General features: G+C 70.4%; 15 protein-coding genes. 9 read left to right on the forward strand and 6 right to left on the reverse strand.

Features of this window, described 5'->3' with window-relative positions; genetic code table 11:
• Positions 1-24: 24 nt before the first annotated feature.
• From pdhA to AUC44_RS12860, 4 genes are all read left to right on the forward strand, one after another.
• Positions 25-1,080, forward strand: coding sequence for a pyruvate dehydrogenase (acetyl-transferring) E1 component subunit alpha (gene pdhA, locus AUC44_RS12845; protein WP_062159845.1), 1,056 nt, complete (start codon positions 25-27; stop codon positions 1,078-1,080).
• Positions 1,077-2,096: an alpha-ketoacid dehydrogenase subunit beta gene (locus AUC44_RS12850; RefSeq protein WP_062159106.1), complete on the forward strand. Its 1,020-nt coding sequence runs from the start codon at positions 1,077-1,079 to the stop codon at positions 2,094-2,096. Before pdhA ends, AUC44_RS12850 begins: the two co-directional genes overlap by 4 nt.
• Positions 2,097-2,556: 460 nt before the next feature.
• The gene (locus AUC44_RS12855; protein WP_231724443.1) at positions 2,557-3,822 is read left to right on the forward strand and encodes a C39 family peptidase; all 1,266 of its coding nucleotides are present in this window, start codon (positions 2,557-2,559) and stop codon (positions 3,820-3,822) included.
• 20 nt (positions 3,823-3,842) lie between these two features.
• Entirely contained in the window at positions 3,843-4,367 is a 525-nt protein-coding gene (locus tag AUC44_RS12860) for a hypothetical protein (protein ID WP_062159108.1), read from the forward strand.
• A 30-nt stretch (positions 4,368-4,397) separates the two neighbouring features.
• Here AUC44_RS12860 and AUC44_RS12865 read toward each other — a convergent pair whose 3' ends face one another.
• The 4 genes from AUC44_RS12865 to AUC44_RS12880 form a co-directional block, all read right to left on the reverse strand.
• A complete protein-coding gene (locus AUC44_RS12865; RefSeq protein ID WP_062159109.1) occupies positions 4,398-5,465 on the reverse strand; it encodes a type III polyketide synthase in 1,068 nt (355 codons plus the stop codon).
• Between the two features lie 130 nt (positions 5,466-5,595).
• Complete coding sequence (locus AUC44_RS12870) at positions 5,596-6,498, reverse strand: aldo/keto reductase (protein WP_062159110.1); 903 nt, start codon at positions 6,496-6,498, stop codon at positions 5,596-5,598.
• A gap of 223 nt (positions 6,499-6,721) precedes the next feature.
• On the reverse strand, positions 6,722-7,504 hold the full coding sequence (locus AUC44_RS12875; protein WP_062159111.1) for a nitroreductase family protein: 783 nt from the start codon (positions 7,502-7,504) through the stop codon (positions 6,722-6,724).
• A 25-nt stretch (positions 7,505-7,529) separates the two neighbouring features.
• Positions 7,530-7,853, reverse strand: a complete 324-nt coding sequence (locus tag AUC44_RS12880; protein ID WP_062159112.1) for a hypothetical protein — start codon at positions 7,851-7,853, stop codon at positions 7,530-7,532.
• Between the two features lie 65 nt (positions 7,854-7,918).
• Between AUC44_RS12880 and AUC44_RS12885 the strand changes: the two genes are divergently transcribed.
• Positions 7,919-8,383 (forward strand): hypothetical protein, encoded by a 465-nt coding sequence (locus tag AUC44_RS12885; protein ID WP_062159113.1) that lies wholly within the window; start codon positions 7,919-7,921, stop codon positions 8,381-8,383.
• 39 nt (positions 8,384-8,422) lie between these two features.
• Here AUC44_RS12885 and AUC44_RS12890 read toward each other — a convergent pair whose 3' ends face one another.
• Both AUC44_RS12890 and ndk read right to left on the reverse strand, forming a co-directional pair.
• Positions 8,423-9,460: a GGDEF domain-containing protein gene (locus AUC44_RS12890; RefSeq protein ID WP_231724444.1), complete on the reverse strand. Its 1,038-nt coding sequence runs from the start codon at positions 9,458-9,460 to the stop codon at positions 8,423-8,425.
• A gap of 165 nt (positions 9,461-9,625) precedes the next feature.
• Positions 9,626-10,042: a nucleoside-diphosphate kinase gene (gene ndk / locus AUC44_RS12895; RefSeq protein WP_058975395.1), complete on the reverse strand. Its 417-nt coding sequence runs from the start codon at positions 10,040-10,042 to the stop codon at positions 9,626-9,628.
• 108 nt (positions 10,043-10,150) lie between these two features.
• Between ndk and AUC44_RS12900 the strand changes: the two genes are divergently transcribed.
• The 4 genes from AUC44_RS12900 (at position 10,151) to AUC44_RS12915 (ending at position 15,504) form a co-directional block, all read left to right on the forward strand.
• Positions 10,151-12,103, forward strand: a complete 1,953-nt coding sequence (locus AUC44_RS12900) for an ABC transporter permease (RefSeq protein ID WP_062159114.1) — start codon at positions 10,151-10,153, stop codon at positions 12,101-12,103.
• A complete protein-coding gene (locus AUC44_RS12905; protein WP_062159115.1) occupies positions 12,103-13,017 on the forward strand; it encodes an ABC transporter permease in 915 nt (304 codons plus the stop codon). Before AUC44_RS12900 ends, AUC44_RS12905 begins: the two co-directional genes overlap by 1 nt.
• A gap of 102 nt (positions 13,018-13,119) precedes the next feature.
• Positions 13,120-14,115 (forward strand): RodZ domain-containing protein, encoded by a 996-nt coding sequence (locus AUC44_RS12910; RefSeq protein WP_062159116.1) that lies wholly within the window; start codon positions 13,120-13,122, stop codon positions 14,113-14,115.
• Positions 14,116-14,361: 246 nt separating this feature from the next.
• On the forward strand, positions 14,362-15,504 hold the full coding sequence (locus AUC44_RS12915; RefSeq protein WP_062159117.1) for an AI-2E family transporter: 1,143 nt from the start codon (positions 14,362-14,364) through the stop codon (positions 15,502-15,504).
• The last annotated feature ends 18 nt before the right edge of the window (positions 15,505-15,522 follow it).

A 15,522-nucleotide genomic window follows, 5' to 3' on the forward strand; every position in this document is an offset into this window, starting at 1 on the left:
GACGCCGCGCAGCAGGACACGGCCATGGTGCAGTGCCTCGCGCCGGACGGCTCGGTCGTCCGCGAGGACCTGCTGCCCGACCCCGAAACGCGCCTGGAGCTGTACCGCCAGATGCGCCGCGCCCGGCACTTCGACGAGCGCGGCTGGGTGCTGTACCGCCAGGGACGCCTGGGCGTCTTCCCGCCCTTCGGCGGCATGGAAGCCAGCCAGGTCGGCACGGCCGCCGCGCTGACGAAGAACGACTGGCTGTTCCCCACCTACCGCGACACCGGCGCGGCCCTCACCCTCGGCCTGCCCATCGCGCGCACCCTCGCCTACTGGCGCACCAGCCCGCACGGGTGGCACATGCCCGCCGACCTGAAGGTCCTGCCCTTCTACATCCCGATCGCCACGCAGTACCCGCAGGCGGTCGGCGCGGCCCTCGCCGAGCGGCGTCAGGGCACCCGCAACGTCGCCATGGCCTTCATCGGGGACGGCGGCAGCAGCGAGGGCGACTTCCATGAGGCGCTGAACTTCGCCGGAGCCCTGAACGCGCCGTGCGTGTTCATCCTCCAGAACAACGGCTGGGCGATCAGTGTCCCCACCCGCACCCAGACGCGCGCCACCGACCTGAGCCGCCGCGCCGACGGGTACGGCATTCCCGGCGTGCGCGTGGACGGCAACGATGCCCTGGCCACCTACCACGTGACCCGTGAAGCCGTGGAGCGTGCCCGCAATGGCGGCGGCCCCACCCTGATCGAGACCGTGACGTACCGCGTCAAGCCGCACACCGTCGCCGACGACCCCAGCCGCTACCGCAGCGAGGCCGACACCGCCGGCTGGGACGCCAAGGACCCCGTCACGCGCCTGCGCACCCACCTCCTGAACGCGGGCCTCATGACCGAGGCCAGCGAGGCCGACCTGCTCGCCGAGATCGCCGCCGAGTTCGAGGCCGCCCTGGCCGAAGCCGACAGCTACCCCGAACCCACCCCCGCCGAGATCCTCGACCACGTGTTCGCGGAACCCACCCCACAACTGAAGAAACAGCGCGCGGAGATCCTCGCCGAGCACGCCGCGCCGAACCAGAAGGAGCAGGCATGACCGCCACCGCCACCCCCACCGGCCACACCGGGGCCACGAAGACCATGACGATGGTCGCCGCCATCAACGACGCCCTCGATATCGCCCTGGCCGCCGATGACGCCGTGCACATCTTCGGCGAGGACGTGGGCGTCATGGGCGGCGTGTTCCGCGCCACCGACGGCCTCCAGGCCAGATACGGCGAAGAGCGCGTGTTCGACACGCCCCTCGCCGAGGCCGCCATCGTCGGCATGGGCATCGGCATGGGCCTCGCGGGCCTCAAGCCCGTCGCGGAAATCCAGTTCGCGGGCTTCCTCTACCCCGCCCTCGACCAGATCCTCTCGCACCTGGGCCGCTACCGGCACCGCACCCGCAGCCGCTACCACCTGCCCATGGTCATCCGCGCCCCCTACGGCGGCGGCGTCCACACCCCCGAACAGCACGCCGACAGCCCCGAAGCGATCCTCGCCCACACCCCCGGCGTGAAGGTCGTCATTCCCAGCACCCCCGCCGACGCCAAGGGCCTGCTGCTCTCGGCCATCAACGACCCGGACCCCGTCTTCTTCTTCGAAGCCATCAAGCTCTACCGCAGCGTGAAAGAGGACGTCCCCACCGGCGACTACCGCGTCCCCATCGGCAAGGCCCGGATGGTCACGGAAGGCGACGACGTCACCGTCATCTGCTACGGCGGCATGGTCGAAGTTGCCCAGAAAGCCGCCGCCGCCGCCGCACAGGTCGGCATCGGCGTCGAGGTCATCGACCTGCGCACCCTCGTCCCCATGGACACCGACACCGTCATCGCCAGCGTCGCCAAAACCGGCCGCGCCGTCATCGTCACCGAAGCGCCCCGCACCGCCGGCTTCCACAGCGAAATCGCCGCCGTCATCGCCGAAGAAGCCATCGAGCACCTCCGCGCGCCCATCGTCCGCGTCACCGGCTTCGACGCCCCCTACCCGCCCTTCACCGCCGTCGAGGACGTGTACCGACCCAACCCGCTGCGCGTCGCGAAAGCGATCCGGCAGGTCATGGACTACTGACCCCCTGAGTGAGCGCGTCAGGGGTGCGCCTGGCGGCGGGCTGCCCCACCCCCAGCCCCCTACCTCAAGGGGGCAGGGGGAGTTTTCGCTGCGCTCGGCAGGTATTTCTCTGACTTTCTGGGCGGGTGACTGGCGGGTTCGGCCACTGATGGGGCTGCAGACCTCCGGTGTCGCTGCGGGCGCCCCGCGCGCTGCGCGCCCAGGAACGAGTGCGCCTACGCCAACGAATCAAGATGAGCGAGGGGCCGCCCCCGAGCGGTCAGGGCCAGTGGCGACGGGCCCGGCTGCCACGACGCTGGATTGGCCCCACACCTTGATCCGTGCCAGAAGGTTCTACTTTTTCCAGCTTCAGCAGCGGCGAGAACCCCGCCGATGGCGCGGAACATTCGCGCCGGAAGCGTGATCTGCGCGACCTTTTCGCCTCAGGGGTGGATCATGAAGGGCGGGGACGATGGAGGGAATGCGCTCCCCTGCCCTGCTGCTGACTGCTGCCCTGCTCGTGGGGGCGGCCGCGTTCGGTGTCACGCGCTTCCAGTCGGGTGCAGACGCCCAGACAGCTGCCGTTCAGCAGACAGCGGTGCCTACGCTGCCGCCCGGTGCGGAACCCGCCCCCGATACGCCCACACCGGTCGAGCCAGAACCCAGCCCGGAACCATCACCCGCACCAGAACCGGTCACCCCCACTCCGGTACAGGTGCAGCCGCCCACGCCCGAGGTCACACCCGCTTCCCCTCCAGCCGCGCCTACCCGGGTGCTGCCAGCGCGGGCCAGCGTCACGGGCATCCGACACGAGTACCAGCGGCTGAACAACTGCGGTCCCGTCACGATCGGCATGGCCCTGAGCCGCTGGGGCGGAACGCTGAACCAGTACGACATCGCCCCGAAACTCAAGCCGTCCAAGGGGGACGTGAACGTCTCGCCGGAGGAACTCGCGGCGTTCGCGCGGACGCAGGGGATGGACGTGCATCTGGCGCGCGGCGGGGACCGGACGCTACTGCGCTCGCTGCTCGCGGCGGGCTTCCCGGTGATCGTGGAGACGTGGTTCGTCACGCCGGACTCGGGCGGGATGGGGCACTACCGCCTGCTGACCGGGTACGACGACGTCACCGGGCAGTTCAGCGCGCTGGACTCGTACCTGGGGCCGCTGCGGATGGACTACGCGAAGTTCGACGAGCTGTGGCGGTCCTTCGGGCGCACCTTCCTGATCGTCACGCCACCGTCGAAACGGGCGGCCCTGGCGGGCGTGCTGGGCTGGCGGGCCGACCGCGCGCAGGAGCAGGCCGAGACGCTGCGGGTCGCCGGGCGCGAGGCGGAACGGCGCAACGACGCGGTGGGGTTCCTGACGCTGGGGCAGGCGCAGCTGGACGCTGGGGACGCCCGCGCTGCCGCCCGCACCTTCGACCGGGCCTTCGCTGCCGCGCCTGACCGCACCCTGGACCCGACCCGGCCCGCGTGGGTGCAGGGCGGGCTGCCGTGGCGCGCGCTGTGGTACTCGTTCGGGCCGTTGGAGGCGTACACCCGCACCGGTCAGTACGGGCGGGTGCTGACCCTGACGGGCGCGGTGCTGCGCTCGGTGCCCACGCACGAGGAAGCGCACTACTGGCGCGCGCGGGCCCTGACCGGATTGGGCCGCACCGCCGAAGCGCAGGCCGCGTACCGCGAGGCGCTGCGCCTGCGCCCCGGCTACGCGGAGGCGAGACAGGGGCTCACGGCTGTTCAGCCATAGCCTGCCCTACGCTATGAAGAATGGCTGACCCTGAATCTGTGCAGGTCTATGCGCTGCTGGGATCGCTCAACGTACTTGAGCACATCCATATCGCTGCACTTGATCTCCGGCAGTTGGGAGTGGATGAGGTCGTTTCCGTGCCAATTACCGTCCGGAACTGCCAAATCGAATCGCTTGATGCGTCCTTCCTGACGTTCAGGGAGTCTGTCGTATTCGATGACTGTCACTTCGGGAGCGTGTTCTGCGTCTCTACCTATTTCATGGGTGGTGCCCGGTTTACCCGCTGCACGTTCGACGGACACGTGACGTTCGAGTGCGGTGGGCATAACCAGCCTCCGGCTGCTTTCAGTCTGGAGGAGTGCAGCTTCCACGAGTTCGTCAACTTTTTCGACTGCTGGTATCCGGGCCCCGTGGTGGTGGCGGGGTGCCGTTTCCACGCTGGAAGTAATCTGCTCGGCAATGTCGGGCAGCCCTTTGAAGCGTCCTTCGCAGTGCCGCCAATGGTTGTGGACACTATCGACGCAATTGATCTGAATGGCGGTTGAAAGCCAGCCGTCCAACGAGAGGTCAACCACTCAGCCGGGGAAGTTCAGCAGGACGTGTTCGGCGCTGAAGCCGGGGCCCATGGCGCTCAGGAGGGCGCGGCCCTGCGGGTGGGCGCGCAGGGTTTCTTGCAGCACGAACAGGACGGTGACGCTGCTCATGTTGCCGTAGTGGCGCAGGACGTGGCGGCTGGCGTCGAGCGCTCCGGCGGGGAGGTTCAGGGCCTCCTCGTAGGCGCTGAGGACTTTCACGCCGCCGGGGTGGACGACGTACGTGCTGACCTGCGTGTGGCACCAGCCGTGCGCGCTCAGGGCGGCCTGCACGTTCCCCTGCATCATGCCGCGCACCAGGGTGGGGATGTCGCGGCTGAAGCGGACTTTCAGGCCCTCGTCCACGACGTCCCAGCCCATGATGTCCTCGCTGTCCTCGATCAGGGTGGAGTACGCGCCGCACAGTTCCGCCAGGGGGGCGGGGCCGGGCTCGTCGGGGTGGGTGAGGACGGCAGCGGCGCCTCCGTCGGAGAACAGGGCCGTGCCGACGAAGTTGCTCTTGGTCTCGTCGCCGTGCACGAGGGTCAGGCTGCACAGTTCCACCGCGACGTACAGAATGCGGCGGTACCCGGCGCGGACGAGGTCGGCGGCGCGGGCCAGGCCGCTGGCGCCCCCGGCGCAGCCCAGGCCCCACACGGGCAGCCGCGCGGCGTGCCGGTTGATGCCCAGGTGCTCGATCAGGTCGGCGTCGAGGCTGGGGGCGCTGATGCCGCTGGTGTTCACGACGACCACGGCGTCCACGTCGGCCGCTTCGATCTGCGCGGCGTCCAGCGCCTCCCTGGCCAGCCTACGGGTCAGGGCGCGGGCCTCCTGCACGAAGACGGCGTTCTTCTCGCCGAAGCCGCGCGGGGTGAGGTACCACTCGAGTGGGCGGGCCAGGGCGCGCGTGTCGATCATGGCGTTCGTGAAGACGTCCAGCAGCTGGGGGCGGGCCGCCATGCGCGGGAAGAGGGTGCGGGCGGCCTCCTGCACCTGCGTCTGCGGCGTCAGGTGTGGGGGCGTGCCCGTCACGAGGGCGCGCAGCTGGGGGGTCAGGGGCATGCGCCGCATTCTGCGCGCCGCGCGGGACAGCCTGTCAGGGGAAAGCCACGGTTGGGGGTTCAGCAAACGTCCATGCACGGCTCACCGCGCCTCACCGTCATGGGAGAGGTGGGCGCGGTGAGGGAGGAACACGGCGGGGTCAGTTCTGCTGTTTCTCCCATTCCTGACGGCCGACCTCGTCCAGCGCGCGGAAGTCCTCGTCGGTCAGGGTGAGGCGGGCGGCGGCGACGTTCTCCTCCAGGTGTTTGACCTTGCCGGTGCCGGGGATGGGCAGCATGACGGGGCTGCGCCTCAGGACCCAGGCCAGCGCCACCTGGGACGGCGTGGCGCCCAGGCGGGCGGCGATCTCGGTCAGGACGCTGCCTTCCCTGGCGAGATTCCCGGCGGCCAGCGGGAACCAGGGGATGAACCCGATGTGCTCGCGCTCGCAATAGTCCAGCACGTCCTCGCTCTTGCGGTTGGCGAGGTTGTAGAGGTTCTGCACGGTCGCGACCGGGAAGACGGCGCGGGCGGCCTCGATCTCCTCGACGCTGACCTCCGAGAGGCCCGCGTGGCGGATGACGCCCTCGTCCATGAGTTCCCTGATCGCGCCGAACTGCTCGTCGCGCGGCACGTTCGGGTCGATGCGGTGCAGCTGCCACAGGTCGATGCGGTCCACGCCCAGGCGGCGCCGGGAGATGTGCGCCTGCTGCTTGAGGTACTCGGGGCGGCCCACCGGAATCCACACGTTCGGGCCGGTGCGGGTCAGGCCGCCTTTGGTGGCGATCACGACCGTGTCGTAGGGGTGCAGCGCCTCGCGGATGAGTTCCTCGCTGACGGCCGGGCCGTAGCTGTCGGCGGTGTCGATGAGGTTCACGCCGAGTTCCGGCAGGCGGCGCAGGGTGGTCAGGGCGCCCTCGCGGTCGGCGTGGTCGCCCCACACGCCGTCGCCGGTGATGCGCATGGCGCCGAAGCCCAGGCGGGTGACGGTCAGGTCGCCGCCGATCTCGAAGGTGCCGCTCGGGGCGGCACTGGGGGTGCTGCTGTGGGTGGTGTCGGTCATGGTGGTGCCCTCCAGGGAGGCATTGTGCGCCGAGTGCCCGCCCGGGCGCGTGGCAGTTTCCTCAAGGGAGGGTAAAGTCATACGGACTCCGACCGAATGGCCTGCAAAGCCGTTCAATCCGGGCGGACGCGACTCGTGGAGCTGCGCAGCAGAAGAGGAGAAAAACGGGTTCCGGGCGTGGAGTTGGCGACCCGGGCTGTCAACAAAACAGACGGAATCCGGATCACTCCCGTTCGGGCTGCTCGCAGGTGTCGCGGTACACGAACTGCTCCAGGCGTTTGCGGTGGCGGCTGCTCCAGTCGATGCTGGGCCGCGCCTGATCGGGCGGCAGGTAACCGAGGCGGTACACGGCCATGAGTTCCAGGTCGCCGGGGACGCGCAGCAGGTCCTGGATGGCCTGCCAGTGGCGGGGGATCTCCATGGGCGTGCTGACGAACTGGATGCCCATGCCCAGCGCGCCCACCGCGTTCCAGATGTTCTCCATGGCGGCGCCCATCCCGAAGACCGAGTAGAAGCCCGACAGTTCGCCGGGGCGGTACTCGCCCTTGTCGAGCAGGACGGCCAGCAGCAGCGGGCTGCCCGCCACGAGCTTGCGGTTGTCCTCCCCGAGTTTTTTCGGCACGCCGAGCTGCCGCATGAGTTTCAGGCCGGCGTCGCTGAACACCTGCCGCGTGAAGGGTTTCAGCGGGCCGGGCAGGTGGTCGATGTGGATGCCGTCGCGCCGCTCCTGCATTTCCTTCTCGGTGAAACGGAAGTAGCGGCGGTAGCGTTCGAAGAACACGCCGCCCTCGATGAGTTCGGTCATGCTCTGCCCGGCGATGGCAGCGACCTGCCCGATGGTGTCCGGGTTCTCGATGAGCACGAAGCGCCACGGCTGGCTGTTGAAATGGCTGGGGGCCGCCTGCGCGACCCGCATCAGCAGGTGCTGGTGCTCGCGGCTGACCGGGTCCGGGCGGAAGGGGCCGTTGGTGGTGCGCCGCGCGAGCATGCCGTCGATCAGGTCCATAGCGGCAGGCTACAGCGCGCGTGACCTACGACCCCCAGACGAGCAGCGCGCCCACCGTGAACGCGGCGGCGCTCAGCAGGGCGCGCTGCCAGTGGTCGGCGCGGCCCGGCCGGGTGCGCGGCATGCTCAGCAGCAGCGCCAGCGCGGGCAGCAGCGCCCACGCGGCCGCCCCGGCCCGCCAGGCCAGCCCCAGGCTGAGCAGCGCCCCGGCGCAGGTCAGGAAGAACAGCGCGTGGTGCGGCCAGCGGGCCGCGTCCCGCCGCCAGCCCAGTTGCAGGCTCAGGCCCAGCGCCAGCAGCGCACTCAGCAGCGCGGCAGTGATCAGCAGGGCGAGGTGGTGCGGGCTCACGCTCCATGCTGGCACGGCGCGCCGCGTGACAGATGCCCTGCCGGGGCGGGTGTACGTTCAGGGCTATGCGTCCCGCTCATCTGCTGCTGCCCCTGCTGCTCCTGACTGCCTGTAAACCCGGCGGGACGGCGCAGGGCGGCGAGGATCTGGTCGCCAGAACCCTGTTCACCGCCACCGGATCGTTCGACGCGCAGGCGGACTCGCGCGAGCGGATCGGGGGTGGGCTGCGCCGCGCCACCTGGACCAGTCGCCCGCCGCTGAACGCCGCCGGGGTGGTCGTGCAGTACGACAGTGACGCGCGGCCCCTGAGCTGGATGCTGGACATCCGGTCGCCGCGGTTCACCGCGCAGGACCTGGCCGGGCCGGACGCGCAGGCCGTGACGACGCCGCAAGGTGCCGCGCTGCACCCGGCGGCAGGCTCCCGGCTGGCCGACACGCTGATCCTGACCACCGCGCAGGGCCTGCGGGTGATCACGCGCGGCTACGCCACGCAGGAGGACGCCGCGCTGCTGCCCGCCTTCCGCCGCTGAGGCCCGGTCCGGACCCGGGGACGGCCCGGCCGGCCGGCGTCAGCGCACGGAGTTCCGGCCCGAGCGTTTGGCGTTGTACATGGCGCTGTCGGCGCGGGCGAACAGGTCCTCGGCGTTGTCCTCCGCGCCGCGCAGGGACCCCACGCCGAAGCTGGCGGTGACGTCCAGTCCGGCGATGGGTTCGCCGGCCACCTCGGCGCGCAGCCGCTCGGCGACGGCCAGCGCGTCGGGGCGGGCCAGACCGGGCAGGATCACCAGGAATTCCTCGCCGCCCCAGCGGCCCACCTGCCCGCCCGAGCCGCCCACGCTGCGGCGCAGGCGCTTGCCGAACGAGCGCAGCACGTCGTCTCCGGCGCCGTGGCCGTGCACGTCGTTCACCCGCTTGAAATGGTCGATGTCGGTCACGATGATGCTCAGCGGGGCGCGGTTTTTCAGGGCCTGCTGGATGCTGCGCTCGAGTTCCTCCTCGGTGGCGCTGCGGCCCAGCACCTCGGTCAGCGCGTCCTTGCGCGCGGCGCGCAGGCGCTCGGTGGTGTACAGGTCCGCGCTGAGGTTCTGCTCGATGAAGGTCACCGTGGAAAAGGCGATCAGGCCGGTGCCGCCCATCACGATCGCGGCAGTCAGCCAGTCCGCGAGGTTGCTGGGCGCGACCGGGCCGTTCATCAGGACGCTGACCAGCATGGTCAGGACGCTCACGACATTGACGCCCGTGCCCAGCCGGGTGCCGAACACCAGGTACGAGACCAGGACGTTCAGGGTCAGCCACAGGGTCAGGTGCATGGGCATGTCGCCCCACGCGACGGCACGCGGAATCTCCAGGATCGCCACGAGCAGGTAGCCCACACTGGTGAGGGCGTAGATGCCCTGCACGTGCCGGGGCTGCCACAGGGTCACGGCGGCCGTCAGGAGGGCCACCGCCGCGGCGATGTTCTTCGGGTTCGCCAGCGCCGCCCACCCCTCGCGCGGAGGATCGACCAGGGCCGTCAGGGCCGCGTAGAGCAGGTACGCGAAGCTGGCGCTGCACACGACCATGACCCGGTTGCGCTGCAGCAGCTGCGGGAGCGGCAGCGGCTTCACTTCAGCGTAACTCCTTGAACGAACGGCGATCTGGCCATGTACTGCCTGGGATTCTGGCACGAAGCGCCGGAACCCGTCGACTCCACATGCTGGGGGCACCCCCGCAGCCCACAAGACGGCGTCCCGTTCCCTGGGCAGGGAACGGGACGCGCGCGCGCCTGGGGTTCAGGCGAGCAGTTCGCCGTCCTTGAAGAACAGGGCCAGTTCGCGCGCGGCGCTCTCGGTGCTGTCACTGCCGTGCGTGACGTTCTCGCCGGTGGTGGTGGCGAAGTCGGCGCGGATGCTGCCGGGGGCGGCGTTGGCGGGGTTGGTCGCGCCCATCATGGCGCGCCAGCCGGCGATGGCGTTCTCGCCTTCCAGGGCGATGGCGACCACGGGCCCGCCGGTGATGAAGTCCACCAGCTCGCCGAAGAAGGGACGCTCCTTGTGCTCGCCGTAGTGCGCTTCGGCGGTCTCGCGGGCGATGACCATCTGCTTGAGGCCCACGACGCGGTAGCCCTTGCGCTGGATGCGGGCGAGGATTTCAGGGGTGAGGCCGCGGCGGACGCCGTCGGGTTTGATCATGGCAAAGGTGCGTTCCATAGCGCCCCCGAGGATAGCAGGCTGGCCCGGGACGGGTGCCGCCTCCACCCCCACCGCCGGGGGCTGCGCACCTGTCCAGACTTGCCTGAAACCCCGTACAATAGGAAAGTGACCCACGATTCTCCCCCTCGCCCATCCGGCGACGCGGCCCGGATTGCGCTGATCGCCTGCGCGGTCGCCGCCCTGGGCATGCTCCTCTTCCCCCTGGCCGCCCTGGGCCGGGGCTTCAGTGCCGACGCCGTCCTGCTTCACCTCACGGGCAGCGTCCTGAACCTCACCTCCAACCAGCAGGCCCCGCTGCCGCCCACCGGGACGGCGCTGGCGCTCGCATGGGCCACCCTGGGCACTCTCCTCGTGACCCTGGCGGGCGCCTGGCAGCGCCAGCGCTGGTTCTGGCTGACGGGCCTGCTCACCTTCGGGCTCGCCACGGCAGCCGTGATCGTGCTGGGCGGCGCGCTGGACGACCAGACCAGGCGCGTGCTGGCCGACACGACCCTGCGCCCCGGCGCGAAGCGGCAGCTGGGCAACTTCTACGCCAGCGGCGGCATGAACCTGGGTCTGTTCCTCCCGGCGCTGGCCGGTCTGATCGCCGCCGGGGCGGGCCTGAGCGCCCGCGCGTGGTGGTGGCAGACCTTCAACCGCATGCGCAGCCTGCTCGTCCCGGCCGCCGCGATCGGGCTGGCCGTGCTCGTCGGCGCGGTCGTCGTGCTGATCGTGCAGCCCAGCATCAACCAGAGCGGCGCGCCCATGAGCCTGTGGGGCGCGTGGCTGGCCAAGTCGGATCTGGTGTACTTCGTGTACTCCACGCTCTTCGCGCCGGTCACCGCCCTGAACCCGCTGCTCGACAGCCTCAAGCTAGCCACGCCGCTGATCTTCACCGGCCTGAGCGTGGCCTTCGCCTTCCGCACGGGCCTGTTCAACATCGGCGCGCCCGGGCAGCTCACCATGGGCGCCATCGCCGCCATGCTGGTGGGCGTGTACGGCCCGGCCAGCCTGGGCTACGGCCTGCTGGCCCTGAGCGTCCTGGCGGCCGCCGCCGGCGGCGCGCTGTGGGGGGCCATTCCGGGTCTCCTGAAGGCGCGCTTCGGCTCCAGCGAGGTCATCAACACCATCATGCTGAACTACATCGCCTCGGCGGTGCTGGTGTTCCTGATCGGCAGCGACTCCTTCCCGTTCCTGGGCCGCGAGTACCCGCAGCCGCTCAAGGCCCCGGGTTCGAACCCACAGAGCGAACTGCTGCACGGCGAGGCCCAGCTGCGGCCCCTGCTGGAAGTCCTGAACGTCGGGCAGAACGGCCAGGTGGCCCTGAGTATCGGGCTGCTGGTGGCGCTGGTGGCCTTCGTGATCGTGCGCCTGCTCGTCCGCAAGAACCGCAGCCTGATCGCCCTGGCCGTGGCCGCCGCGCTGGGCGCGCTGACGTGGCGCATCGGGATTCCCGTCAGCGTGACCGGCAGCCAGCTGAACGGCGCGTTCCTGATCGCGCTGCTGTGCGCGGCGGGCTTCGGGATGCTGATGTGGCGCACCGCCGCCGGGTACGCCCTGCGCGCCGTGGGCCTGTCGCCCAAGGCCGCCGAATACGGCGGGATCAGCGTCGCGAAGAACACCATCCTGGCCATGACCATCGCGGGCATGTTCGCGGGGCTGGCCGGCACGCACTACGTAAACGGCGGCGCGCTCGACGAGTACCGCCTCAAGCAGAACATGCCCGTGAACGTCGGCTTCGACGGGATCGCCGTGGCCCTGATGGGCCAGAGCACCCCGGCGGGCGTGGTGGCGTCGAGCGTGCTGTTCGGCACCATCGACACCGGGGCAGTCAGCGTGACCACCAAGCTCGCCAAGGTGAACAGTGACATCGTGACGGTGCTCAAGGCCCTGATCGTGCTGTTCATCGCGGCGGGCGGCTTCCTGAGCCGCCGCGTGACCTCGCCCCCACCGCCCGCACTGGCGGCCGCCGCCGCGCGCCACGAGACGCCCGCCGCCGTCGAGACCGCCACACCCCTCACCCCGCAGCCGAACGTGGGCCAGGCCAGCGAGGACATCACCCGGGAAGGGAACAAGTAATGGACGGCTTCATCGCTCAGATTTTCACCACGGCGTTCCTCGCCACCTTCATCCGTAGCGTCGTGCCGCTGCTCCTGACGGCACTGGGCGGCCTGTTCAGCGAACGCAGCGGCGTCGTGAACATCGCCCTGGAGGGTCTGATCATCTTCGGGGCGCTGGCGGCGGCCGTCAGCACGCAGCTGCTCACGCCCAGCCTGGGTCAGGCGGCCCCCTGGGTGGGCTGGCTGGTCGGCATGCTGGTCGGCGGGCTCATCGCCTGGATCCACGCGGTGCTCAGCATCAAGTACCGCGCCGACCAGGTCATCAGCGGCACCGCGATCAACCTGCTCGCGACCGGCGTGCCCGCCGTACTGCTGACCGCGCTCTACGGCGTGTCCAACGAGAGCCCCAAGGTCGAGTACGCGCTGCCGCTGTGGGGCGCCGGGGAGCTGCGCTTCTCGCCGCCGGTGTACTTCGCGTTCCTGGCGGTCGCCATCACCTGGTACGTGATGTACCGCACGCCGTACGGCCTGCGCCTGCGCGCCACGGGTGAGCAGCCCGGCGCCGCCGCCAGCATGGGCGTGAACGTGCGCCGCATGCGCTACAGCGCCGTGATTCTCTCCGGCGTGCTGGCCGGCACCGCCGGGGCGTTCCTGAGCATCGGCAACCTCGACTCGTACGTGCGTAACATCAGCGCCGGCGCGGGCTTCATCGCGCTGGCCGCGCTGATCTTCGGCCAGTGGAAACCGCTGGGGGTCCTGGGCGCCACGCTGCTGTTCGGACTGCTGCAGGCCCTGAGCATCGCGCTGGGCGGCCAGAACCTGCTGCCGAGCACGCTGGTCCAGGCCCTGCCGTACCTGATCACGATCCTGGCGCTGATCTTCACCGGCCGCAGCCGCGCGCCCAAGGCGCTGGGCCGCCCGTACGACAGCTGACGTCCGCCGGACGCCGGGGCGGGGGCCACTTCTGGTGAGGTGGCCCCCGCCGCCGTGTCCCGGTCTGCGCGGGGCAGATGCGCTACCCTGGGCGGTACCGTGATGACGTTCGGCGCTGCTCTTCGACAGGCCCGCGAGGGCATGGGTCTCAGCGTGCAGGATGTGGCGCTGCGCACCAAGATCCGCGGGGATTACCTGCGCGCGCTCGAGGACGGGCACCTGACCGCGCTGCCGGAACGCACCTTCGCCCGCTCCTACCTCCACCGCTACGCGCGGGAACTGGGCCTCGATCCACAGCCGCTGCTGGCGGATTTCGACCGGGTGATGCCCACCCCGGTCAGTAGCAGAGGGCCGGTCCCGCCCGTCTCCCGCAGGACGCCACCCGCGCGGCGCCGCCTGCCGGTCGGGGCATTAGTGGGACTCGCCCTGCTGGTGGTGGCGGGCGGCGCCGGTTATCTGGTCAGCCAGCGCACCCAGGGTGCACCCGCCGTCAGTGGGGCCACGACCGGCGAACCGGCGCCCGCCGCGGCAACCCGCACGGTGCGCCTGACCGTGAAGGTGACCCCGCCGGGCGCGCGAGTGTACCTCGACAACCGGGACCTGGGCGCCGCGCCGGTTCTCGCCTTTCCTGCCGACGCGCGCGCGCAGGCCGAACTGCGGGTCGAACTCGCGGGGCGTGAACCCCTGCGGCAGACCGTGGATGTCAGCCGCAGCCGCGACCTGCGCGTGACCCTGAAGCCCAAGGGTACCCCCAGCGTCCTCAGCGACGCCGCTCAAGCCCAGCCCCGGCCCACCGCGGCGGCGCCCTCGGGCAGTGCGCCGGCGGCCGCCGCCACGCCGGATAAGGCCCGCGCGGCAGCCACCCCGCCCGCACAGACCGGCGTGAAGGTCACCTACAGCGGGCCCTCGTGGACGCGCGTGACCGATGGCAGCGGCCGGATCGTGTTCGAGGGTACGCCCGCGGCCGGGACCGTCAAGACCTTCCCGAAAGGAATCACGATCCGCACCGGCAACGCCGCGGCCGTGAAGGTCAGCGTGGACGGCGCCCCCGGGCAGCCCCTGGGCCAGTCCGGGCAGGTCGTGACCCGCACCTTCTGAGGACCGCGCTCACCCCAGGCTGGCGCGCCCGAAACCCCGAACTGATCCGCGTGGCGACCGGCGTTCGGGGCCGGAGCAGGCCATCACGCTGTCCCCCCGTCAGGTGGGATCACCCCGCCCCCGCCTCGCCTCTGAGCCTGCAGGGCGCGTTTCAGCCGGCCGGACCACGCCGGCTGGCGTCCGGCTGGTCCGGAGCCGCAAAGGATTCTCAAGCGGCGTCCCGGCGCCCTGATCTACAGTGAGGGCGTGAGTCGTCCCTCTGCCCGTCCGCCTGCCGCGCCGCCCCAACCGAACGCCTTCCAGTACGTGTGGCGCAGCCCCTGGGTGCGTCTGCTCGTCTTCCTCGTAGGGTTCTACGTCCTGTACCGCTTCGTGGGTCAGATCAGGACCGTCCTGATCGACTTCGCGGTGGCGTTCCTGATCGCCTACCTGGCCAATCCGCTGCTGAACTGGCTGGAACGCGGACGGGTACGGCGCGGGCTGGGGGTCTTCTTCGTGGTGCTGATCTTCGCGGCGCTGCTCAGCATGGCCGGGCTGCTGCTCGCCACGGTGTCCGGGCAGCTGATCACGCTGCTCCAGAAACTGCCCGACCAGATCGGCTCGCTGGGCGACGTGCTCGACCGCGTGACGTCCTGGCTGACGGACCGTGGCGTCCCGGGCCTGGCCGACTCGCGCGAGCGGCTGATCACGGCGGCGCAGGACTACGTGCAGAACATCGGCAAGAACATCGTCCCGATCCTGCAGAACGCGCTGTCCTCGACCGGCACGCTGCTCAGCGGTCTGGTGTCCATCGGGGGCATGGTGGGGCAGATCCTGCTTATCCTGCTAATGAGCATCTACCTGATGATCGACTACAGCCGCGTGAACGCCGCGCTGCTGCGGGTCTTCCCGCGTCCCTGGCAGCCGCGCGTGCAGGAGTTCAGCGATCTGGTCGGCACGGCAGTCGGCGGGTACGTCCGTGGTCAGCTGCTGATCGCGTCCTTTATCGGCGTGTTCGTGTGGCTGGGCCTGACCATCGTGGGGATTCCCAGCGCCGCCGCCATCGGGTTCCTGGCCGGGGCGTTCAACATCGTGCCGTACCTGGGGCCGATCATCGGCGCCACGCCGGCGATCCTGCTGGCCCTGACCCTGCCGGGCGCGCTCATCAAGATCGTCCTGGTGATCGTGGTGTTCGTGGCGGCCAACCAGATCGAGGGGAATTTCCTCAGTCCGTACATCCTGAGCCGCACCACGGACCTGCACCCCATCACGGTACTTGTCGCCATCCTGATCGGCGCGTCCCTGCTGGGCTTTGCGGGGGCGCTGCTCGCCGTGCCGCTGGTGGCCCTGGGCAAGCTGATGCTTCAGCGCTACTACTACCCCAGCCGCGTGTATACCGACGGCCCCTGAACACCTGCGATCACGGTA

The organism is Deinococcus actinosclerus, assembly GCF_001507665.1.
GTDB classification, from domain to species: Bacteria; Deinococcota; Deinococci; order Deinococcales; family Deinococcaceae; genus Deinococcus; species Deinococcus actinosclerus.

What these genes read in the sequence shown, in the direction of transcription:
- pdhA (WP_062159845.1), top strand. Translation starts at nt 25, where the DNA reads ATGGTGCAGTGCCTCGCGCCGGACGGCTCGGTCGTCCGCGAGGACCTG.
- AUC44_RS12850 (WP_062159106.1), top strand. Translation starts at nt 1,077, where the DNA reads ATGACCGCCACCGCCACCCCCACCGGCCACACCGGGGCCACGAAGACC.
- AUC44_RS12855 (WP_231724443.1), top strand. Translation starts at nt 2,557, where the DNA reads ATGCGCTCCCCTGCCCTGCTGCTGACTGCTGCCCTGCTCGTGGGGGCG.
- AUC44_RS12860 (WP_062159108.1), top strand. Translation starts at nt 3,843, where the DNA reads ATGGCTGACCCTGAATCTGTGCAGGTCTATGCGCTGCTGGGATCGCTC.
- AUC44_RS12865 (WP_062159109.1), bottom strand. Translation starts at nt 5,465, where the DNA reads ATGCGGCGCATGCCCCTGACCCCCCAGCTGCGCGCCCTCGTGACGGGC.
- AUC44_RS12870 (WP_062159110.1), bottom strand. Translation starts at nt 6,498, where the DNA reads ATGACCGACACCACCCACAGCAGCACCCCCAGTGCCGCCCCGAGCGGC.
- AUC44_RS12875 (WP_062159111.1), bottom strand. Translation starts at nt 7,504, where the DNA reads ATGGACCTGATCGACGGCATGCTCGCGCGGCGCACCACCAACGGCCCC.
- AUC44_RS12885 (WP_062159113.1), top strand. Translation starts at nt 7,919, where the DNA reads ATGCGTCCCGCTCATCTGCTGCTGCCCCTGCTGCTCCTGACTGCCTGT.
- ndk (WP_058975395.1), bottom strand. Translation starts at nt 10,042, where the DNA reads ATGGAACGCACCTTTGCCATGATCAAACCCGACGGCGTCCGCCGCGGC.
- AUC44_RS12905 (WP_062159115.1), top strand. Translation starts at nt 12,103, where the DNA reads ATGGACGGCTTCATCGCTCAGATTTTCACCACGGCGTTCCTCGCCACC.
- AUC44_RS12910 (WP_062159116.1), top strand. Translation starts at nt 13,120, where the DNA reads ATGACGTTCGGCGCTGCTCTTCGACAGGCCCGCGAGGGCATGGGTCTC.